23 protein-coding genes are annotated in these 19,811 nt (G+C 57.7%); 5 read left to right on the forward strand and 18 right to left on the reverse strand.

Features of this window, described 5'->3' with window-relative positions; translation table 11 throughout:
* Positions 1 to 2: 2 nt before the first annotated feature.
* The 4 genes from M5B44_RS02675 to M5B44_RS02690 all read right to left on the reverse strand — a co-directional run bounded on the left by M5B44_RS02675 (position 3) and on the right by M5B44_RS02690 (position 1,754).
* On the reverse strand, positions 3 to 524 hold the full coding sequence (locus M5B44_RS02675) for a hypothetical protein (RefSeq protein ID WP_248738163.1): 522 nt from the start codon (positions 522 to 524) through the stop codon (positions 3 to 5).
* A gap of 72 nt (positions 525 to 596) precedes the next feature.
* Positions 597 to 935, reverse strand: a complete 339-nt coding sequence (locus M5B44_RS02680; RefSeq protein WP_248738164.1) for a phage holin family protein — start codon at positions 933 to 935, stop codon at positions 597 to 599.
* 94 nt (positions 936 to 1,029) lie between these two features.
* Positions 1,030 to 1,611 (reverse strand): DUF642 domain-containing protein, encoded by a 582-nt coding sequence (locus M5B44_RS02685; RefSeq protein ID WP_248738165.1) that lies wholly within the window; start codon positions 1,609 to 1,611, stop codon positions 1,030 to 1,032.
* Positions 1,608 to 1,754: a Com family DNA-binding transcriptional regulator gene (locus tag M5B44_RS02690; RefSeq protein ID WP_248738405.1), complete on the reverse strand. Its 147-nt coding sequence runs from the start codon at positions 1,752 to 1,754 to the stop codon at positions 1,608 to 1,610. The genes M5B44_RS02685 and M5B44_RS02690 overlap by 4 nt, the downstream gene beginning before the upstream one ends.
* Between M5B44_RS02690 and M5B44_RS02695 the strand changes: the two genes are divergently transcribed.
* Positions 1,698 to 1,901: a hypothetical protein gene (locus M5B44_RS02695; protein WP_248738415.1), complete on the forward strand. Its 204-nt coding sequence runs from the start codon at positions 1,698 to 1,700 to the stop codon at positions 1,899 to 1,901. The two genes, M5B44_RS02690 and M5B44_RS02695, sit on opposite strands and share 57 nt — an antisense overlap.
* Positions 1,902 to 1,947: 46 nt before the next feature.
* On the opposite strand, the gene M5B44_RS02700 is transcribed toward M5B44_RS02695, so the two are convergent.
* The 4 genes from M5B44_RS02700 to M5B44_RS02715 all read right to left on the reverse strand — a co-directional run bounded on the left by M5B44_RS02700 (position 1,948) and on the right by M5B44_RS02715 (position 4,169).
* On the reverse strand, positions 1,948 to 2,376 hold the full coding sequence (locus M5B44_RS02700) for a tail fiber assembly protein (protein WP_248738166.1): 429 nt from the start codon (positions 2,374 to 2,376) through the stop codon (positions 1,948 to 1,950).
* Positions 2,377 to 2,502: 126 nt separating this feature from the next.
* A complete protein-coding gene (locus tag M5B44_RS02705) occupies positions 2,503 to 2,919 on the reverse strand; it encodes a tail fiber assembly protein (RefSeq protein WP_134825655.1) in 417 nt (138 codons plus the stop codon).
* 178 nt (positions 2,920 to 3,097) lie between these two features.
* On the reverse strand, positions 3,098 to 3,286 hold the full coding sequence (locus M5B44_RS02710) for a hypothetical protein (protein WP_134825654.1): 189 nt from the start codon (positions 3,284 to 3,286) through the stop codon (positions 3,098 to 3,100).
* Between the two features lie 148 nt (positions 3,287 to 3,434).
* On the reverse strand, positions 3,435 to 4,169 hold the full coding sequence (locus M5B44_RS02715; protein ID WP_085712860.1) for a helix-turn-helix transcriptional regulator: 735 nt from the start codon (positions 4,167 to 4,169) through the stop codon (positions 3,435 to 3,437).
* Between the two features lie 1,558 nt (positions 4,170 to 5,727).
* Here M5B44_RS02715 and M5B44_RS02720 point away from each other — a divergent pair.
* From M5B44_RS02720 to fdxA, 3 genes are all read left to right on the forward strand, one after another.
* Complete coding sequence (locus tag M5B44_RS02720) at positions 5,728 to 6,720, forward strand: hypothetical protein (RefSeq protein ID WP_248738167.1); 993 nt, start codon at positions 5,728 to 5,730, stop codon at positions 6,718 to 6,720.
* 187 nt (positions 6,721 to 6,907) lie between these two features.
* Entirely contained in the window at positions 6,908 to 9,478 is a 2,571-nt protein-coding gene (gene mutS / locus M5B44_RS02725; protein ID WP_248738406.1) for a DNA mismatch repair protein MutS, read from the forward strand.
* A gap of 163 nt (positions 9,479 to 9,641) precedes the next feature.
* A complete protein-coding gene (fdxA, locus tag M5B44_RS02730) occupies positions 9,642 to 9,965 on the forward strand; it encodes a ferredoxin FdxA (RefSeq protein ID WP_007908827.1) in 324 nt (107 codons plus the stop codon).
* Between the two features lie 511 nt (positions 9,966 to 10,476).
* Here the strand turns inward: fdxA and rpoS are convergent.
* The 8 genes from rpoS to M5B44_RS02770 all read right to left on the reverse strand — a co-directional run bounded on the left by rpoS (position 10,477) and on the right by M5B44_RS02770 (position 17,683).
* Entirely contained in the window at positions 10,477 to 11,484 is a 1,008-nt protein-coding gene (gene rpoS, locus M5B44_RS02735) for an RNA polymerase sigma factor RpoS (protein WP_007954831.1), read from the reverse strand.
* A gap of 106 nt (positions 11,485 to 11,590) precedes the next feature.
* Positions 11,591 to 12,472 (reverse strand): peptidoglycan DD-metalloendopeptidase family protein, encoded by an 882-nt coding sequence (locus tag M5B44_RS02740; RefSeq protein ID WP_248738168.1) that lies wholly within the window; start codon positions 12,470 to 12,472, stop codon positions 11,591 to 11,593.
* A 211-nt stretch (positions 12,473 to 12,683) separates the two neighbouring features.
* Positions 12,684 to 13,319: a protein-L-isoaspartate(D-aspartate) O-methyltransferase gene (locus tag M5B44_RS02745; protein WP_169432601.1), complete on the reverse strand. Its 636-nt coding sequence runs from the start codon at positions 13,317 to 13,319 to the stop codon at positions 12,684 to 12,686.
* A 41-nt stretch (positions 13,320 to 13,360) separates the two neighbouring features.
* Complete coding sequence (surE, locus tag M5B44_RS02750; RefSeq protein ID WP_085712856.1) at positions 13,361 to 14,110, reverse strand: 5'/3'-nucleotidase SurE; 750 nt, start codon at positions 14,108 to 14,110, stop codon at positions 13,361 to 13,363.
* Positions 14,098 to 15,156, reverse strand: coding sequence for a tRNA pseudouridine(13) synthase TruD (gene truD / locus M5B44_RS02755; RefSeq protein WP_248738169.1), 1,059 nt, complete (start codon positions 15,154 to 15,156; stop codon positions 14,098 to 14,100). The genes surE and truD overlap by 13 nt, the downstream gene beginning before the upstream one ends.
* Positions 15,153 to 15,626: a 2-C-methyl-D-erythritol 2,4-cyclodiphosphate synthase gene (gene ispF / locus M5B44_RS02760; RefSeq protein WP_042606995.1), complete on the reverse strand. Its 474-nt coding sequence runs from the start codon at positions 15,624 to 15,626 to the stop codon at positions 15,153 to 15,155. The genes truD and ispF overlap by 4 nt, the downstream gene beginning before the upstream one ends.
* A gap of 43 nt (positions 15,627 to 15,669) precedes the next feature.
* Positions 15,670 to 16,515 carry an S-formylglutathione hydrolase gene (gene fghA / locus M5B44_RS02765; RefSeq protein WP_248738170.1) on the reverse strand — a complete coding sequence of 282 codons (846 nt, stop codon included), beginning with the start codon at positions 16,513 to 16,515 and terminating at the stop codon, positions 15,670 to 15,672.
* A gap of 55 nt (positions 16,516 to 16,570) precedes the next feature.
* Complete coding sequence (locus M5B44_RS02770; protein ID WP_007954819.1) at positions 16,571 to 17,683, reverse strand: S-(hydroxymethyl)glutathione dehydrogenase/class III alcohol dehydrogenase; 1,113 nt, start codon at positions 17,681 to 17,683, stop codon at positions 16,571 to 16,573.
* Positions 17,684 to 17,799: 116 nt separating this feature from the next.
* Between M5B44_RS02770 and M5B44_RS02775 the strand changes: the two genes are divergently transcribed.
* Positions 17,800 to 18,696 carry a LysR substrate-binding domain-containing protein gene (locus tag M5B44_RS02775; protein WP_085712852.1) on the forward strand — a complete coding sequence of 299 codons (897 nt, stop codon included), beginning with the start codon at positions 17,800 to 17,802 and terminating at the stop codon, positions 18,694 to 18,696.
* Here the strand turns inward: M5B44_RS02775 and ispD are convergent.
* On the reverse strand, positions 18,693 to 19,400 hold the full coding sequence (ispD, locus tag M5B44_RS02780) for a 2-C-methyl-D-erythritol 4-phosphate cytidylyltransferase (RefSeq protein ID WP_248738171.1): 708 nt from the start codon (positions 19,398 to 19,400) through the stop codon (positions 18,693 to 18,695). The genes M5B44_RS02775 and ispD overlap by 4 nt on opposite strands.
* On the reverse strand, positions 19,397 to 19,675 hold the full coding sequence (ftsB, locus tag M5B44_RS02785; protein ID WP_003222158.1) for a cell division protein FtsB: 279 nt from the start codon (positions 19,673 to 19,675) through the stop codon (positions 19,397 to 19,399). Before ftsB ends, ispD begins: the two co-directional genes overlap by 4 nt.
* Positions 19,676 to 19,811: the final 136 nt, after the last annotated feature.

Here is a 19,811-nt window from a genome sequence, read left to right on the forward strand (position 1 = left end):
GGTCAGGCCTCCAGCGAGGTGTATTGGTCGGGGTCGTCGATGTCGCTGACTTCCCAAGTGCGGGCGAATTTCGAGGTGCCGAGCGGATCGTCGAGCAAGGTCGGGCCGAGGTAGAGGGTCTGGTTGAATGTCAGGGTCCAGGCCTTGTTGGGCTGATCGGCGCGAATCGCCAGTGACGGCAAACCATCAATATTCACAGGCAGATCACACTGATCGCCGGGCAAGCCCCAGCGGTTGTCGGTGATCAGGTTTTTCAGGGCGGCGATCAGATCGCACGCGGCAAACGCCGTGGCAGAAATGGCCGGAATGACTTGAAGAGACAGCGTCAATGCGTGGGCAATACGCCCGTTGGCGGCGCGCTCTCCCGGTGCATTACGTTCGATGTCGATCAGCACCCAGGCCTTGTCGCCGGGGACCGTGAAGTCATCGTGAGTGCCGACCTGCACATTCAGGCCGGCGTTATTGCGCAAGGCTGTCGCCATTGCCGTGAACAGCTGCGATGGCTGTAAAACCAGTGCAGGCATGCATGACCTCCTTTTCGATTATCCACGCGCAGCCCCGCCGCACGTGTGCAGCGAGACAGGGAAGTGAAAGGGTTATTGCGGGTCGCGCGGAGGAACTTCGCTGACGCCGATGCGCTTGGCGGCCCAGCGCTCGTACAGACCGATGGCCACGTCGGCACCGGCCATTGCGGTCAGGCAACCGAAGGCACCGGCGGCCCAGATCGACATGCCGGCGGCGTACAGCAGCATGATCGCCGAAACGCCGCAGATCATGCAGGCGCCGGAGCGCAGGGCGAGGCGTCGCAGCAAGGGCCAGCCGCGAGCGCCCTCCTTGTCGGCGCGCCACATTTCGCCGGAGACCCCGCCCGCCACAGCAAGGAGGATGACCAGCCAGATTGGCATGTCCAGCAACGCTTGTTGCTCGTTTGTCATGTCACGCCTCCAGGGAAGATTGATGTGTGATGTGTTTTAGTTTCAAACGCTGTCTCTGAAAGCGGGCACTGCAGGAGTGCCCGCCGGTAATGCCTTAAAGAGGTACTACGCTGACCTTGTCGATGAACGCGAAATGAGCGTTCGGATTCTGCTCGTTCCAGAAGCTCAGGGTCGTTTGCGAAGTAGTGGCGGTGAAGTCCAGGGTTCTGGTTTCCCATACGGTTGCATCACCTGTCGCCACAGGGGTGTCGAAGCTGGTGGTTTTTCCGGCCACCTTGACGTTGATGACACCGTTGCCGGTGCGATTCACATACTTCGAGTTACCGGCGCTGAAGCTCAGGCGATACTTCGCGCCAACGACGGTATTGATGTTCTGCTGAATCCCGCCGCCGTTTTCGTATACATAGTTGGCAAGATCTACGGCCATGGCGCCATCGGCGGCAACCGAACTGCCGATGGCCGCGCGGACGTTCATGTACTCCACACCGGACAGGAACGTTGTCCAGCCGTTGATGAAGTCGGCCTGAGCGGGTGTATTCAAAATGCAGTCGTTGCTGCAACCAGGGGTTTCAAAGCTTCCATTGACGACCAGTTCGGCTGCGAACGCAGAACCGCTGGCAGCCAGCAGCGTCAGGGACAACAGCATCGAACCCAGATGAGTTTTGATCGATTTCATTTTTTACCTATAGCGTCGGATAGTCTTGTGCACGCGATCGTGCTCATGTCGCTCACAGGCGATCGCTCGGGGCTCGTGGCCTTCACATGATTCAATGTTCCGCAGCGGGAACACTTGATCTGGAGCTCGGTGTACTCACCCACCCGGGCGAGCAGTCTTTTGCAATGCCCGCAGCGGCAGTCTTTCAACATCTGCAAATCCTTTTGATTCTCCGCCTGACTGTGTTTATGCCGTGGCGCTTCGTTGAAGCGGCGCGCATCCGGCAGGCATTCCAAAAAGCCCGGCACTGAGGCCGGGCTTTTCAGTAATACAAACCAGAACAATCGGATCGTCGAATCAAACCAGCGAAAAAGGCTCCGTCGGCCAGATCATGGTGTACGGGTAACCCGGCTGACTCTTGTATTCGCACACGGCGACGACGTATTGCTGGAATGCCCGTAATGCCGCTTCTTCCTCTGGTGTTGCGATCCCCAGATCTTTCTTGTAATCCAGCGGATTGAACGTCAGCCAGCCTTTGGCATTCGACAGCTTCTCAGTCGCGAGGAACTTGACTTCACTGGCCACCTCTTCGTAGGTGGGTGCATGCAACTCCCATTGATTGTTGACCAATCTGGCATTCCACCCCACCGCAACTTCCGCGTTTCCAGTGACATCCACCCATTGCCCCCACAATCCGTCAGGAAGACTGACCGGCTTTCCTTCGTCGGTATCCAGCACCCGATAAACCTTGAAATTGGGCATCGTGATGAAGACGTATCGATTCATGCTTATCATCCTTTTTGATTGCCGGTTCCCGGCATTTCTGTTCCCGCCAGACCAGCAATCAGAAAGCCCGGCGGTGCACCGGGCCATTGAGTGATGCGGTCTGCGTGCAGCGGCATGAATCGGTGTTTATGGAACTTCAGGCCAAGTGATTGTCAGCGGGTAGCCTGGCTGCTTGTTGACGTTGCTCATATCAATGAAAAACTGCTTGTAGGCTTGCAGCCCCGCGATATCGGCTGGAGTCGCCAGACCCAGTTCAACCTTTTGTTCCAGCGCGGTAGCCAGCAGAGTGGCGTTGACTCGATCAAACCGGCGCGATCGTTCGGCGCGCAGTTGATTGGACAATTGCGATGGCTGGCCCCACATATCGCTGTCGGTGAAGGTCCAGACGCCGTTGGTTTTCACTGCGTTCCAGGAATAATCGATCTTGGGCAATGCGGTGACATCCACCCAGACCTGAGTCGCCGGGAAATCGTCGGTGATCGGATTGTTGGTTTCGAAAATGTTGTCGACCTTGCCATCCACAACACGTACGTACTTCTTCATGGTCATCATCCTTTTTGATTGCCGGCATTCCGGCCTTTCTCTTTCTGCCCAGACAGGCATTCCAAAAAGCCCGGCAAAACGCCGGGCTTTTCAGTAATGCACTCCTTTGCCTTCCTTCCATCCCTGTGTACGTGAAGGAAGCTGACTTTTCGGCGCTACTGGCGCGGTACGAGTCCGTTCAAATTGTTTTTCCGACCGCGGTCCCTGCCCGCCGGATAACTGCTTCTGGTGCTTTACGCTGCACACCCGGGTCAGTTGCCAACCCTCTGAACCGTTGAGGCCGGTTCATCGCTGCCTGTTCTTGTGGAACTAAAGAGCTGTTGTTGCCAGCCGCTTTGTCGAGCGGCTTGGTGGCAAGAATATGCATGTATGCATATCCAGTCAATGCGTAAATGCATTTATTTATGTATGAGAAATGCGCGGATGCATGGAAGCCCTGCCAATCAAGGGTTGTCCGGTTTTCTACAGGCGAAAAAAAACCCGCCGTGGGCGGGTTTTATCTGAGAGAGGGATCGTTACCGGGCGTACATGCCCCACCAGAAGACGTGACCGAGGATGACGATCTGCTCTTCCTGCATGTCCTGGAAGCTGTAGTCCTCGTCCGGATGCTCGTCGCGATTGAAGCTGCGCAAGCGTATACCGGTGGGCAGGCGATAGAGCTGTTTCACCCGCAACTGACCGTTGTGGTTGATCGCGTAAAGGTCGCCATCGATGATGTCGCCGATACCGCACTTGCCCGCGTTCACACCGACGGTGGCGCCGTCACGCAGCACTGGCAACATGCTGTTGCCCCGTACGGTCACGCATTTGGCCTGGTCGAACTGCACGCCGTTATGGCGCAGGCTGCGCTTGCCGAAGCGCAGGCTAGAGCGTTCGCTCTCTTCGATGACGAATCTTCCTGATCCAGCAGCCAATTCAACCTCGCGAAGGAAGGGCACCGACACCTCGTCGTCATCGACGGGCGTGTCATCGTCCCACAGGCTTATGTCCTTGAGTTCGGAATGCAACTCCTCGCGCCCGCCGCCCGCGACCGGCGCAACATCCGCGCGCCCGCGCAACTGATCGGTACTCACGGCGAAGTACTCGGCAATCTTCGAGATGTGTTTATCCGAAGGATCGACGATCTTCCCGCTGAGAATCCGCGAGAGAGTGGATTGAGGCACGCCGGTGCGACGGTGGAGCTCCGTGGGGGAGATCCCGTGCTGATCGAGCAGTGCTCTTAAGACGGAGGATACGTTGCGTTTTTGCATAACGCGCATAGTGCTTGAAGTTTTTCGGGAAGACAAATGCTGATTTGCATAAATCGTGCATAGTCGAGCTTTTTGCGCCATATAGCTGTCACCCGGACGCGATGCCTGCGTCCGACAGACTGCCCATGGTAACCTTGCGCCCATCGCGGAAATTTCCCCCACTCTAAGAACGCGACCAACTACAGCAACGTAAAAGATGAACGCCTTATCAATCTGTTGGCCCGCTACAAGCCATTGAAAGCCGTCGATCTCACACCGATGACCGAAGAAAAATACGGATACGCTACTGTCGCGAAGGCTTGTCCGCTGCCTGCATACGATTTGCAATGATCGGACAAAAGCCTGACCCATTGACCAATGGCCGAGTTCGAACAGCTTATCAACAAAAGATGCCTCCCCCTCAGGACTCTGCGGCCATCACCTTTGTCGTTTCACCGGCCTTTGGCCCGGCGAACTATGCGCATTGGCAGTGGAAGATATCGACCTGGCAGCGAGCCAGCTCAATATAACCAGAGCCACCCCGGCAAACGGTACGATCAAAGAGCCTAAGACCGGAAAGCCTCGGGCCGTAATGGATGCCGCCAGCCATCAAAGCCTGCAAAAAATTGATGGCGCTGGTAGCCGTTCACGCGCCTCGTGAAGTCGAGGTGTATATGAACCGCTACGAAAGTCGCACGGAACCAGTCACCCCGTTACTATCACCGATGACGCAGGCACGGAAGAAAGTCATCAACCACTGGTTTATCCCCACGTCCAGGAACACGATGTGGGCTGCCATTCAAATACGATCGAGCACTCGCCCCCGACGCCCATACCAAACACGCCACACATTTGCGTGTTGGCGCTTAGCAGCGCATGGCAACCTTGCTTTCATCACCAAACAGATGGGCCACAAGGATTTACGATGCTTGTCGAGGTCTACGCTAAATGAATGGACGACGAATCGTCAGGAGAGTTGAAGCGCATCTGGCAAAATATCGAGCATTCCTTGGGATAACAGCAAACGAAAAATTTTAGAAATTTTGGTTCAGCTCACCCCTCTACAGGCCCGGGCTTCTCTTCGAGAAGCCCGGGCCTGTAGAGGGGTGAGCTATAACCGTTTTTACGCTTAATACCAGAATCATTATAAGATCACGCGTCAAGGAGATTTTCAAGCCATTTTCAAAAAAATCAGAAGCCCTAACACATTGAATGTACGGTTTTTTATGCACAGCAATGGATTTGACACAATTTTCGCCTTTACTAGCTCACCATTTCGCTTCAAGATTCGCTCAGCAAGACTGATACCAGACCTCGATCCTGCCCTAGCGACGCCAGATCAGACGAAAGGCCTTGTACCAGAGCTTGGATACACTATATTTAGACCACCTCGCGTAAGCACTTGGGTATAGCGAGGTACCAAACGAAACAACATGCTCTCTTATGGAGGTTATATATGAAAGATTTCGCTGCTAATGTTTACATGGACGAGCGTCCTGACATCTGATTTATATCCATCTGTAAAAGAGCAGGCATTTTGCCTGCTTTTTTTTTCCTAAATTTCGGCAAGTGATGAGAAATGGAAAGTTCAAATAATGTTTCCGGCATTGCCGGCGCCGCACTCCAAGATCATATGGTGCAATCTCTTGTAGCCATTTCCCCTACCATTGCAAATCTCATCTTTATAATGGGGCTAATACTCTTTGGCTCTTTTCTTGGGGGCTACGCAAAGTGGTCCCGGGTTGCCGAGGAAAAGGACAGCATTCCTATAAAAAATATTCTATTCGGTGCGGCTGCCTCTTTCATGTGCGTGCCATTTTTTTCATCGGTTATACATATAGATTACCAATCAATCATCCTTCCAATCGAAGCTGGCAAAACCGCCATATTTGTTCAACAAGCTCTTCTACTTGTATCTGTTTCAGGAATTGCCTCCTACTTAGGCTATGCCCTTCTCGACGGAATTGCGGATAAAGTCTTACATCAAGAAATAAAGAAAGAGTCCGAAGAGCGAAAAAAGCAGGACGAGAACATTCTCACTCAAAACAAAACGTTACGAGCGGAAGTCCTTTATCTTGAGGCTGTAACGAACACCGAATCCGCAGAGAAAACGGGTTCAAAGAACCTCCTAGAAGATGCACTACGCTCTATTAACGAAGCGTTAAACATATACAGCGAGAACAAGGACTCCGCAGAATATGCCAAGGCGAAAGTTTTCAAGGGTTATATACTCAAACGACTTGGAAGAATTCAGGAAGCCCTAGAAATCATCAATGAGCAGCTAGAGTCAGGACGGGTTACCCCTATCACCCTTTACAACAAAGCCTGCTACCTTTACATGCTGCGCAAAGAGAACAACGACAACCTTGACCAGATCAAGGGGCTAATACGCCAAGCTATCACGCTCGAAACGACTGACAAAGCTTTCAATCAGCAGCAGCTTCGGATAAAAAACAAAATCAAAGATAATAAGGAAAGCGATTTGAGAGACCTCTTTAATGAAAGCGAGCGTGAAGAAATTGGCAACCTGGAATGCGGTAAGCCCTCGGTGATCGACAACCAATCACGATGATCCTTGGATTATTCCGCTAGTAAAACCAGCCAGGCTACCGACGGTAGTCCTTAGCTGGCATCTTCTGTCCGTCCCCTATGGTAACCTCGCTCCATCGCGCAAGAAGGCGGCTTATTGCTTTTGCATTTGCCCCTTTTTTGCCCCACATCTTTAAACGAATACTGCTAAGCCACTGATGAATAAAGCAATTTCAGACCTGTCCTCCCACACCCCGATGATGCAGCAGTACTGGCGCCTGAAGAATCAGCACCCGGACCAGCTGATGTTCTACCGCATGGGCGACTTCTACGAGATCTTCTACGAAGACGCGAAGAAGGCGGCCAAGTTGCTGGACATCACCCTGACCGCTCGCGGGCAGTCGGCTGGGCAGGCGATTCCGATGTGCGGGATTCCGTATCACGCGGCGGAAGGCTATCTGGCGAAACTGGTCAAGCTCGGCGAGTCGGTCGTGATCTGCGAGCAGGTCGGTGACCCGGCCACCAGCAAGGGCCCGGTCGAGCGTCAGGTGGTGCGGATCATCACCCCTGGCACGGTCAGCGATGAGGCACTGCTCGATGAACGTCGCGACAACCTGATTGCGGCGGTGCTGGGGGATGAGCGTCTGTTCGGTCTGGCGGTGCTGGACATCACCAGCGGCAACTTCACCGTGCTCGAGATCAAGGGCTGGGAGAACCTGTTGGCGGAGCTGGAGCGGGTCAACCCGGTCGAGTTGCTGATCCCGGATGACTGGCCAAAAGACCTGCCGGCGGAAAAACGCCGTGGCGTTCGTCGCCGTGCGCCGTGGGATTTCGAGCGCGACTCGGCGCTGAAAAGTCTTTGCCAGCAGTTTTCGACCCAGGACCTCAAAGGCTTCGGCTGCGAAACGTTGACCCTGGCCATCGGCGCTGCCGGTTGCCTGCTGGCCTACGCCAAGGAAACCCAGCGTACCGCCCTGCCCCACCTGCGCAGCCTGCGTCACGAGCGGCTGGACGATACCGTGGTGCTGGACGGCGCCAGCCGCCGCAACCTGGAACTCGACACCAACCTGGCCGGCGGCCGCGACAACACCCTGCAATCGGTAGTCGACCGTTGCCAGACCGCCATGGGCAGCCGTTTGCTGACCCGCTGGCTCAATCGCCCGTTGCGCGACCTGACCGTGCTGCTGGCTCGCCAGAGCTCGATCACTTGCCTGCTCGACCGCTATCGCTTTGAAAGCCTGCAACCACAGCTCAAGGAAATCGGCGACATCGAGCGGATTCTGGCGCGGATCGGTCTGCGCAATGCCCGTCCTCGGGACCTCGCCCGCCTGCGTGACGCACTCGGCGCCCTGCCTGCACTGCAAGTGGCGATGACCGACCTGGAAGCGCCGCATCTGCAACGTCTGGCGACCACCACCAGCACTTATCCGGAACTGGCGGCGCTGCTGGAAAAAGCCATTATCGACAACCCGCCGGCAGTGATCCGTGACGGCGGCGTGCTGAAAACCGGTTACGACAGCGAGCTCGACGAGCTGCAATCGTTGAGCGAAAACGCCGGCCAGTTCCTGATCGATCTGGAAGCCCGGGAGAAGGCCCGCACCGGCCTGGCCAACCTGAAAGTCGGCTACAACCGTATCCACGGCTACTTCATCGAACTGCCTAGCAAGCAGGCCGAATCGGCACCGGCAGACTACATTCGCCGTCAGACCCTCAAGGGTGCCGAGCGCTTCATCACGCCTGAGCTGAAAGAGTTCGAAGACAAGGCGCTGTCGGCCAAGAGCCGTGCCCTGGCTCGCGAGAAGATGCTTTACGAAGCGCTGCTGGAAGATCTGATCAGCCAGTTGCCGCCGCTGCAGGATACCGCTGGCGCACTGGCTGAACTGGATGTGCTGAGCAACCTCGCCGAGCGTGCTCTGAATCTCGATCTGAATTGCCCGACCTTCGTCAGCGAACCGTGCATGCGCATTACCCAGGGTCGTCACCCGGTGGTCGAGCAAGTATTGACCACACCGTTCGTGGCCAACGACCTGAGCCTGGACGACAACACCCGGATGCTGGTGATCACCGGCCCGAACATGGGCGGTAAATCCACCTATATGCGCCAGACAGCATTGATCGTGCTGCTGGCTCACATCGGCAGCTTCGTGCCGGCGGCCAGTTGTGAACTGTCGCTGGTGGACCGGATCTTCACCCGTATCGGTTCCAGCGACGACCTGGCCGGCGGGCGTTCGACCTTCATGGTGGAAATGAGCGAAACCGCCAACATCCTGCACAACGCCACCGAGCGCAGCCTGGTGTTGATGGACGAAGTCGGTCGCGGCACCAGCACCTTCGACGGTTTGTCGCTGGCATGGGCGGCCGCTGAGCGACTGGCACATTTGCGTGCCTATACTCTATTTGCAACGCACTATTTCGAACTGACCGTGTTGCCGGAAGCCGAGCCTCTGGTGGCCAACGTGCACCTCAACGCTACCGAGCACAACGAACGCATTGTGTTCCTGCACCATGTGTTGCCGGGGCCGGCCAGCCAAAGCTATGGCCTGGCCGTGGCGCAACTGGCCGGTGTACCGAGCGAAGTGATCGTGCGAGCCCGCGAGCACTTGAGCCGACTGGAAGACACCGCACTGCCGCATGAGGCGCCAAAGCCGGCCGTCAAAGGCAAGTCGGCCGCCCCGCAACAGAGCGACATGTTCGCCAGCCTGCCGCACCCGGTACTGGACGAACTGGCCAAACTGGATCTCGATGACGTGACGCCGCGACGGGCACTCGAAATGTTATATGCACTTAAGAACCGGATCTAAGCACCGAAGAACCGGATATAACGCAAACGGCTTCAAGCTGTTAGAATCTCGCGCGGTTCGGGATGCTGCTGGCTATTAGCCTGGCTGGCAGACATCGCTCCCGAACCTGGCGACCCCAACCGTGAAGGGGCAACGCTGCCGCCGCCTGAGGAGAAAATTAGAAATGACCTTCGTCGTCACCGACAACTGCATCAAGTGCAAGTACACCGACTGCGTAGAAGTCTGTCCGGTGGACTGCTTTTACGAAGGCCCGAACTTCCTGGTGATTCACCCGGATGAGTGCATCGACTGCGCCCTGTGCGAACCGGAATGCCCGGCCGTCGCGATTTTCTCCGAGGACGAAGTCCCGGAAGAAATGCAGGAGTTCATTCAGCTGAACGTTGAGCTGGCCGAGATCTGGCCAAACATCACCGAGAAGAAAGAATCGCTGCCGGACGCCGAAGAGTGGGATGGCGTCAAAGGCAAGATCAAAGACCTCGAACGCTGATCTGTCCCGCGTTTGAAGAAAAGGCCCCTTGCGGGCCTTTTTGTTTTTTGGGGTTTTGCTTTTCTTCAGGCAAAAAAAGGGGCGGTTTGACCCGCCCACATTTTTTCCCTATTCCCTGTGTTCCTTTTCATCGTCCTGATGAATCGCGTCCTGCGATGTCCATTCCCTTCCTCCTTGAAGGGCGTGTCTATCCGTCGACACAACCCAGATACTAAAGAGTTCCCCGTTTCGGGCAACCGGCCCGTTTCGGTAAAACCTCCTGTCATAAGCATTTAATATTTATAAATATTCATATAAATCATAGTCTTACCAGTGACTCTACAGCCCAATGGATGTCTTCCGCAGTGTAAAAATAACTAACACTTACGAAAGAGTAAGCCAGGGCTTACACCGCGAGACTACAAACCCGGGAAATGATGTCCGCCCGTCGGGTTCCGAACAGCTTGCCAGCGCCGGACAACAAAAAGCCCCGAACCAGTCGGGGCTTTTTGCGGGCGGTCATGCAGGACGCTTACTGAAACAGCGACTCGCTCGACAGGCCGTTTTTCTCGAGAATCTCACGCAGGCGCTTGAGGCCTTCCACCTGGATCTGTCTCACCCGCTCCCGGGTCAGGCCGATCTCCAGGCCAACATCTTCCAGCGTGCTGCTCTCGTGACCGCGCAGGCCGAAGCGGCGGACCACCACTTCGCGTTGCTTGTCGGTCAGCTCCGAGAGCCATTGATCGATGCTCTGCGACAGATCGTCGTCCTGCAGCAGTTCGCATGGATCGGTAGGACGGTCATCCGTGAGGGTGTCCAGCAGGGTTTTATCCGAATCCGGACCCAGCGAGACGTCGACCGAAGAAACCCGCTCGTTCAGGCCCAGCATGCGCTTGACCTCGCCCACCGGTTTTTCCAGCAGGTTGGCGATTTCTTCGGGTGAAGGTTCGTGATCGAGCTTTTGCGTCAGCTCCCGTGCGGCCCGCAGGTACACGTTGAGCTCCTTGACCACATGGATCGGCAGACGGATGGTCCGGGTCTGATTCATGATCGCGCGCTCGATGGTCTGACGGATCCACCAGGTCGCGTAGGTCGAGAAGCGGAAGCCGCGCTCGGGATCGAACTTTTCCACCGCGCGGATCAGCCCGAGGTTGCCCTCTTCGATCAGATCCAGCAGCGACAGCCCCCGATTGACGTAACGCCGGGCGATTTTGACCACCAGCCGCAGGTTACTTTCAATCATGCGCTTGCGCCCGGCGGGGTCGCCACTTTGCGACAGACGCGCAAAATGAACTTCTTCCTCCGGGGAGAGCAATGGGGAAAAGCCGATTTCGTTGAGGTACAGCTGCGTGGCATCGAGTGCCCGGGTGTAGTCGATGTACTTGTGTTGCTTAAGTGAAGCGGAGTGTTTGGATTTGGCACGAACGGAAGGTGGAGCAGCCCCTTCATCATTCGACATCGAATCCGAATCGATGCCGGTCTCCATCAGGAGAACCTCATCGTCGATGTCAAACTCCGGCACTTCTTTACTGAGAGCCATTGTTATAGTCCTTTGGTGAGTTCGACCCCAAGCTCAAGCGACGCCTTTATCCTTGGCAACGCTGGAGCCTGTCCCCTCTACGCGACGGAACAGGCTGGTCTGCAAATCAACGTCTTGGCAGGAACTGCAGCGGATCTACAGGTTTACCTTGTCGGCGAATCTCAAAATGCAGTTTCACCCGGTCTGTACCCGTTGACCCCATTTCGGCAATTGTCTGTCCGACTTTGACCTGCTGCCCCTCCCGTACCAACAGCCGACGGTTGTGTCCGTAAGCACTGACGTAGGTTTCGCTGTGTTTGATGATGACCAATTCGCCGTAGCCCCTTAAGCCACTCCCGGCGTAAACCACCGTCCCATCAGACGCAGCTAAAACAGGCTGTCCCAAATCCCCGGCGATATCAATTCCTTTATTCAAACTACCGTTTGAAGAGAATTTTCCAATCAGAATGCCATTAGATGGCCATCCCCAGCTGGTCGGGGCCGGGCCGGGTGGAGGCAATGGAGCCGGTGCCGGCTTGTTGGCGACGGACGGTACAACGGTCGTGGCAGCCGCCCCGGAACCCGTGGTTGTGGTGGTCGTCGTGCCATTCGCCTGGCGCCGGATTATCGTGGTTTTACTCGACGAGGACGGCGCAGAACCGCTGTTGCTCACCACCGCTGTCGACGTTGAACCCGGGCGTCCATCGAAGCGAATCGTCTGACCCGGGTGGATCGTGTACGGCGTAGGAATATTGTTCCGGGCAGCGAGGGCTTTGTAGTCCCAGCCGTAGCGAAACGCGATGGAAAACATCGTGTCACCCGGACGGACTACATACTGTCCGGTCGTCACTGTAGGACGCTGGGCGACCGCATTGTTGCGATCGACCACCCGAACGTTGTTCGATTTGGTGCTGGAGCAACCGACCAGCAAGGTGCTCAAGACAAGGCCAGTCACCAGGCGCTGAAAGCTCGTGTTACCCATACGCTGCGCAATGACTGTGAGACTCACCCGCCGCTCCCTTTGTGGTGGCTGAAAAATGTGGAATGCCGATTTCGGCGTGTAGCTTCGCAAGTATAACGGGCGAATCCGGCTTTACCTTTAATGAAGCGTTATCGCTCGGCGCACACGTTTGCTCATGGACGATGAATTCTGTTTAAACAATCGGTGCCGCTGTAAGACAGGTGCACACGCAAGGAATTCAGCGCCGAAAAACAAATGCTCAGGCCAACGGCCCGTTGAGCAATGGCACGAAACGCACCGCCCCGAGAACGTGTCGGGAGAAGCCGTTTTCTTCGCGCACGATCAACATCAATTGCTGAACTTCGCCTGAGCCGACCGGGATGACCATCCGCCCGCCCGGTGCCAGCTGATCGAGCAGCGCCTGGGGAACATCGGTCGCCACGGCCGTGACGATGATGCCGTTGTACGGCGCCAGCGCCGGCCAGCCTTCCCAGCCATCGCCCCAGCGGAACACCACGTTGCGCAGGTTGAGCTCGACCAGGCGTTCCTTGGCCCGGTCCTGCAGCACCTTGATCCGCTCGACGGAGAACACCCGCTCGACCAGTTGCGACAACACCGCCGTCTGGTAACCGGAACCGGTGCCGATCTCCAGCACCTTGTCCAGCGGCCCCGCCTCGAGCAGCAACTCGCTCATGCGCGCGACCATATAAGGCTGGGAGATGGTCTGGTTGTGGCCGATCGGCAGCGCGGTGTCTTCATAGGCACGGTGCGCCAGCGCTTCGTCGACGAAGAGATGGCGCGGGGTGCGGCGGATCACTTCCAGCACGTTCGCGTTGGACAGCCCTTCTTCATACAGACGCTGAATCAGGCGTTCGCGGGTGCGCTGGGAGGTCATCCCGATGCCGCTGCGCAACCGGTCGTCTTGTTCACGAGCCATCAGTTGAGCCCCTCCAGCCAGCCGTCGAGACTTCTGAAAGCATCATTGAAGGTGCGATCGAGCTGCAACGGAGTGATGGAAACGTAGCCCTGCATCACCGCATGGAAATCAGTGCCCGGCCCGCCGTCCTCGGCATCGCCGGCGGCAGCAATCCAGTAACCGGCCTTGCCACGGGGATCGACCACTTTCATCGGCGCTGCCGCACGGGCACGATGGCCCAGGCGCGTCAGCTGAATGCCGCGAATGTGATCGAGAGGCAGATTGGGGATGTTCACATTCAGTACCGTGCGCGGTGGCAGATCGAGCCCGGCGTGGGCCTCGACCAGTTTGCGCGCAAAGTAGGCAGCGGTGGGCAGATTGTCCACCTGCCGGGAAGCCAGCGAGAAGGCAAACGATGGGCGCTCGAGAAAACGGCCTTCGAGGGCCGCCGCCACTGTTCCGGAATACAACACATCGTCGCCCAGATTGGCGCCGAGGTTGATGCCCGAAACCACCATGTCCGGTTCGCGCTCCAGCAAACCGTTGAGCCCCAGGTGCACGCAGTCGGTCGGCGTACCGTTGAGACTGATGAAACCGTTGGCCAGGTATTGCGGGTGCAGCGGACGATCCAGTGTCAGCGAACTGCTGGCACCGCTCTTGTCCTGTTCCGGGGCGATAACCACGCATTCGGTGTAATCCGCCAGCGCAGCATAAAGCGCGGCAAGACCGGGCGCAGTCACCCCATCGTCGTTAGAAATCAGAATACGCATGGGCTGTCCGTCTGCCCCACCGGCACCAGATCAACGAGTTCGCGCACCAATACGGTGGCGAAGCATCCGGCCGGGAGGACGAATTCCAGTTGCAGAATGTCAGGCTCGGGATAATGCCACGTCAACCCGCCAATGGGCAGCCGCAGGATACGACGTTCGTGGCTCATACCGGCATTAATCAACCAATCGCGCAGATCCGCCTCGCGTGCGGCGATTGCCTGCTCCAGATCATGGACAGCGCCGGCGGCCGGTGAGTCACCTTCGCCCCACTGCGGGCCGGTCGGATGCAGATCGAGAATTGCCAGGCGCGGGTCGCTGCACTCGGCAACACCCGCCGGGAAAAAGCTGCGGCTGTCGGTGAATGCCAGCAGATCGCCGACCTGGGCGCGCTGCCAGGTGCCATCGGCAACACGCGCCGCCAACACCTGATTGAATAGATAGCTGCGTGCAGTCGACAGCAGCCGCGAACGCACATTGCGTTGTTCTGGCAGAGCCTTGCGCGCCGCCCATGAACGGGCATCGACGACGTTGCCACCATCATGACCGAAGCGCTGGGCACCGAAGTAGTTCGGGATGCCTTGTTTGGCAATCTGTTGCAGGCGCTCGTCGATGGCGGCTTTGTCGCCATTGAATTGAGTCAGGCGCAAGGTGAAACCGTTGGCCGAATGCGCGCCGCGTTGCAGCTTGCGCTTGTGGCGGGTGGTCTTGAGGATCTTCAGCGTGTCGTTTTCCGCCGCCGACAGATCCGGATCGGCCTTGCCCGGCAATTGCACGCTGAACCACTGGCGGGTCAGCGCCTGACGGTCTTTCAGGCCGGCGTAGCTGACCGTGCGCAATGGCACACCGGCCGCCTTGGCGATGCGTCGTGCCGCTTCTTCGGTGTTCAGACCGCGCTTTTCCACCCAGATCCACAGGTGCTCGCCATCACCGCTGAACGGAATGTCGAGGACTTCATCGACCTGGAAATCTTCGGCGATGGCTTTCAGTACCGCGGTGCCGAGGGCGTCGCCATAGGCCCGCGGGCCGAGCAGTTGCAGTTCGTTCATGCGCGCAGCAACAAGGCAACGGAATGCACCGCAATGCCTTCTTCGCGACCGACGAAGCCGAGCTTCTCGGTGGTGGTGGCTTTCACGTTCACTTGATCCAGTTCTACTTGCAGATCCGCGGCAATCAGCGCGCGCATCGATTCGATATGGGGGGCCATTTTCGGGGCCTGGGCAACGATGGTGTTGTCAACGTTGCCGATTTTCCAGCCTTTGGCGTGGATCAGGCTGACCACATGACGCAACAGCACGCGGCTGTCGGCGCCCTTGAATTGTGGGTCGGTGTCCGGGAAATGCTTGCCGATATCACCCAGCGCCGCAGCGCCGAGCAAGGCATCGCTCAAGGCATGCAGCAGGACGTCACCGTCGGAGTGAGCGAGCAGCCCGAAGCCGTGTGCGATTCGCACGCCGCCCAGAGTAATGAAATCGCCTTCAGCGAAACGGTGCACATCATAGCCGTGGCCAATACGCATAAAAAAACGCCCCGAATTTTGTCAGGGCGTGATTCTACCTGCATTAGGCCTTGAGGGCGCGTGCGTGATGCTGCAAGTGGTCGTCAATGAAGCTGGCGATGAAGAAATAGCTGTGGTCGTAGCCCGGTTGCAGACGCAACGTCAGCGGATGACCCGCCTGTTTTGCCGCTTGTTGCAGGGCTTCGGGTTTGAGCTGCGTGGCGAGGAAATCGTCGCGGTCACCCTGATCGACCAGCAATGGCAGTTTCTCGTCGGCCTCGGCGATCAGCGCACAGGCATCCCACTCGCGCCATTTCGAACGGTCTTCGCCCAGATAGCGGCTGAACGCTTTCTGACCCCATGGGCAATCCATCGGATTGTTGATCGGCGAGAACGCCGACACCGACAGATAGCGCCCCGGATTGCGCAACGCACAGACCAGTGCACCGTGACCGCCCATGGAGTGGCCGCTGATGCTGCGCTTGTCCGACGCCGGGAAATGCGCTTCAACCAGTGAAGGCAATTCCTGCACGACGTAGTCATGCATCCGATAGTGCCGCGACCACGGTTCCTGGGTGGCATTCAGGTAGAACCCGGCACCGAGGCCGAAATCCCACGCGCCATCAGGGTCACCCGGTACATCGGCACCACGGGGGCTAGTGTCCGGCGCCACGATGATCAACCCCAGTTCAGCCGCCATGCGCATGGCGCCGGCCTTCTGCATGAAGTTCTCGTCCGTGCAGGTCAGGCCCGACAGCCAGTACAGCACCGGCAACTTGCCGCCCTGCTCTGCCTGTGGCGGCAGATACACGGCGAACACCATGTCGCAGCCCAGCACTTCGGAGCGATGGCGATAACGCTTGTGCCAACCGCCAAAACTCTTCTGACAGGAGATATTTTCCAGACTCATGTAGGACTCCTACGCAACCACGGCTGCGCATTGGCAGCCGTAGCATCGCGATTGATCAGAAATGAATGACGGTACGGATGCTCTTGCCTTCGTGCATCAGGTCGAAGGCCTTGTTGATGTCTTCCAGGCCCATGGTGTGGGTGATGAAGGTGTCCAGCGGGATTTCGCCGCTCTGAGCCATGTCGACATAGCTTGGCAATTCGGTACGACCACGCACGCCACCGAACGCCGAACCGCGCCAGACGCGACCGGTCACCAGCTGGAACGGACGGGTGGCGATTTCCTGGCCGGCACCGGCCACGCCGATGATCACCGACTCGCCCCAGCCTTTATGGCAGCACTCGAGGGCTGCGCGCATCAGTTGCACGTTGCCGATGCATTCGAAGGAGAAATCGACGCCGCCGTCGGTCATGTCGACGATCACTTCCTGGATCGGACGATCGAAGTCTTTCGGGTTCACGCAGTCGGTGGCGCCCAGTTGCTTGGCGATTTCGAACTTGGCCGGGTTGATGTCGATAGCAATGATGCGCGAAGCCTTGGCCTTCACCGCGCCAATCACCGCCGACAGACCGATGCCGCCAAGACCGAAGATGGCCACGGTGTCACCCGGCTTGACCTTGGCGGTGTTGATCACCGCACCGATCCCGGTGGTCACGCCGCAACCGAGCAGGCAGACCTTTTCCAGCGGTGCATCCTTGGAGATCTTGGCCACGGAGATTTCCGGCAGCACGGTGTACTCGGAGAAGGTCGAGGTACCCATGTAGTGGAAAATCGTTTGGCCCTTGTAGGAAAAACGCGAAGTGCCGTCCGGCATCAGGCCCTTGCCTTGAGTGGCGCGAATCGCCTGGCACAGGTTGGTCTTGCCCGACTTGCAGAATTTGCACTGGCCGCATTCCGGGGTGTACAGCGGGATCACGTGATCGCCGACGGCCACCGAGGTCACGCCTTCGCCGATCGCTTCAACGATCGCGCCGCCTTCGTGACCGAGGATCGACGGGAAGATACCTTCCGGGTCAGCGCCGGACAGGGTGTAGGCGTCAGTGTGGCAAACCCCGGAAGCCACCACGCGCAGCAACACTTCACCGGCCTTGGGCATGGCGACATCGACTTCTACGATTTCCAGCGGCTTCTTGGCCTCGAAGGCAACGGCGGCGCGCGACTTGATCATGCTGACTCTCCAGTGAATCCATTGAATAAAAAAACAGACTGGCAGTGTAGTCCAGCGCCGATTGATGAATAATCCGGACAAAAGCAAAACATTATTGCCATACAGGGATAATCCCTATGTCCGAAAACCGCTGGGAAGGCATCGACGAGTTCGTTGCCGTTGCCGAATGCAGCCAGTTCACGGCTGCTGCCGAACGCCTGGGCGTCTCCTCCTCGCACATCAGCCGCCAAATCGTACGGCTGGAAGAGCGCTTGCAGACGCGCCTGCTCTACCGCAGCACCCGGCGCGTCACGCTGACAGAAGCCGGCCAGACCTTCCTGCAACATTGCCAGCGTCTGCAGGATGGTCGCGAAGAAGCGTTGCGTGCAGTCGGCGATCTGACCAGCGAGCCCAAAGGCATGCTGCGCATGACCTGCGCCGTGGCTTATGGCGAGCGCTTCATCGTGCCGCTGGTGACCCGGTTCATGGGGCACTACCCGCAACTGCGCATCGATATCGAACTGACCAACCGGCAACTCGATCTGGTGCATGAAGGCCTGGATCTGGCCATCCGCCTCGGGCGTCTTCAGGATTCCCGGCTGGTGGCGACTCGTCTGGCCCCACGGCGCATGTACCTCTGCGCATCGCCGTCCTACCTCGAACGGTACGGTCGGCCACACAGTTTGTCGGAACTGAGCCGGCACAATTGCCTGATCGGCAGCTCGGATATCTGGCAGCTTGAACAGAACGGACGGGAATTTTCCCAGCGGGTACAGGGAAACTGGCGCTGCAACAGTGGGCAAGCGGTGCTGGATGCGGCGCTGCAAGGGGTCGGCTTGTGTCAGCTGCCGGACTATTACGTGCTGGAGCATTTGCACAGCGGTGCGTTGATCTCTTTGCTGGAAGCGCATCAACCGCCAAATACGGCGGTGTGGGCGCTGTATCCACAGCAAAGGCACCTTTCGCCGAAGGTGCGCAAACTGGTGGATTTTCTCAAGGAAGGTCTGGCCGAACGGCCGGAGTACCGGATTTAACGACGGTTGGCCCAGCGCTGGCGCAACCATTCGAGGTCTTCCGGGCGAGTGACTTTCAGGTTATCCGCGCGACCTTCGATCAGACGCGGCGCCAGGCCGGCCCACTCCATCGCCGAGGCTTCATCGGTGATCAGCGCGTCGGCCACCAGACTGTCCGCCAGCGCGCGGTGCAGTGCACCGAGGCGGAACATCTGCGGTGTGTAGGCCTGCCAGATCACGCTGCGATCCACGGTTTCGACCACACGACCGTGCCTGTCGACCCGCTTGAGTGTGTCGCGCGCCGGCACGGCCAGCAGGCCGCCCACTGAATCGTCGGCAAGTTCTGAAAGTAATTTATCGAGATCGTCACGGCTCAGATTGGGCCGTGCAGCATCGTGCACCAGCACCCAATCCTCATCGTCGGCACCTTGCGCGTGCAAATGCAGCAAGGCGTTGAGCACCGAACCGGAACGCTCGGCTCCACCCTCGACCCGTTGAATTCGCGGATCACTGGCGCTGGCCAGGGTCGGCCAATAAGGATCATCAGAGGCAAGACTGACCACCAGGCCCTTGAGGCTCGGATGATCGAGGAAACAGCCGAGGCTGTGTTCAAGAATTGTGCGCCCGCCCAGTTGCAGATATTGCTTGGGACGGTCCGCGGCCATACGGGCACCAACGCCCGCGGCAGGAATCACGGCCCAGAAGGCCGGCAGGGAATCGATCATTGGGCCAACTGGTAAAGGGTTTCGCCGTCCTTGACCATGCCCAGTTCGTGACGAGCCCGCTCTTCAACGGTCTCCATGCCTTTCTTCAACTCGCTGACTTCAGCGTCCATCACCCGGTTGCGCTCCAGCAAGGCTTCGTTCTCGGCGTGCTGATCAGCAATCTGCTGATTCAGTTCGGCAACTTGCGCCAGACTGCCATTGCCCACCCACAGGCGGTACTGCAGACCGGCCAGCAGTAAGAGCAAGACGAGAAACAACCAGTAAGGACTGCGCATCGAATATCAGGTATCCAGTGAAAAAAGACAGCCACGCAAAAACTTTGAAGCATCTGATAGCACGAAGCCTGGAATATCCAGGCTTGTGCATATAAGGCATCAGATTAGTGGCAAATCCATCGCTGTCACGACTTTT

Origin of the sequence: Pseudomonas sp. MWU12-2029, assembly GCF_023242425.1 — a bacterium.
Classification (GTDB): domain Bacteria; phylum Pseudomonadota; class Gammaproteobacteria; order Pseudomonadales; family Pseudomonadaceae; genus Aquipseudomonas; species Aquipseudomonas kribbensis.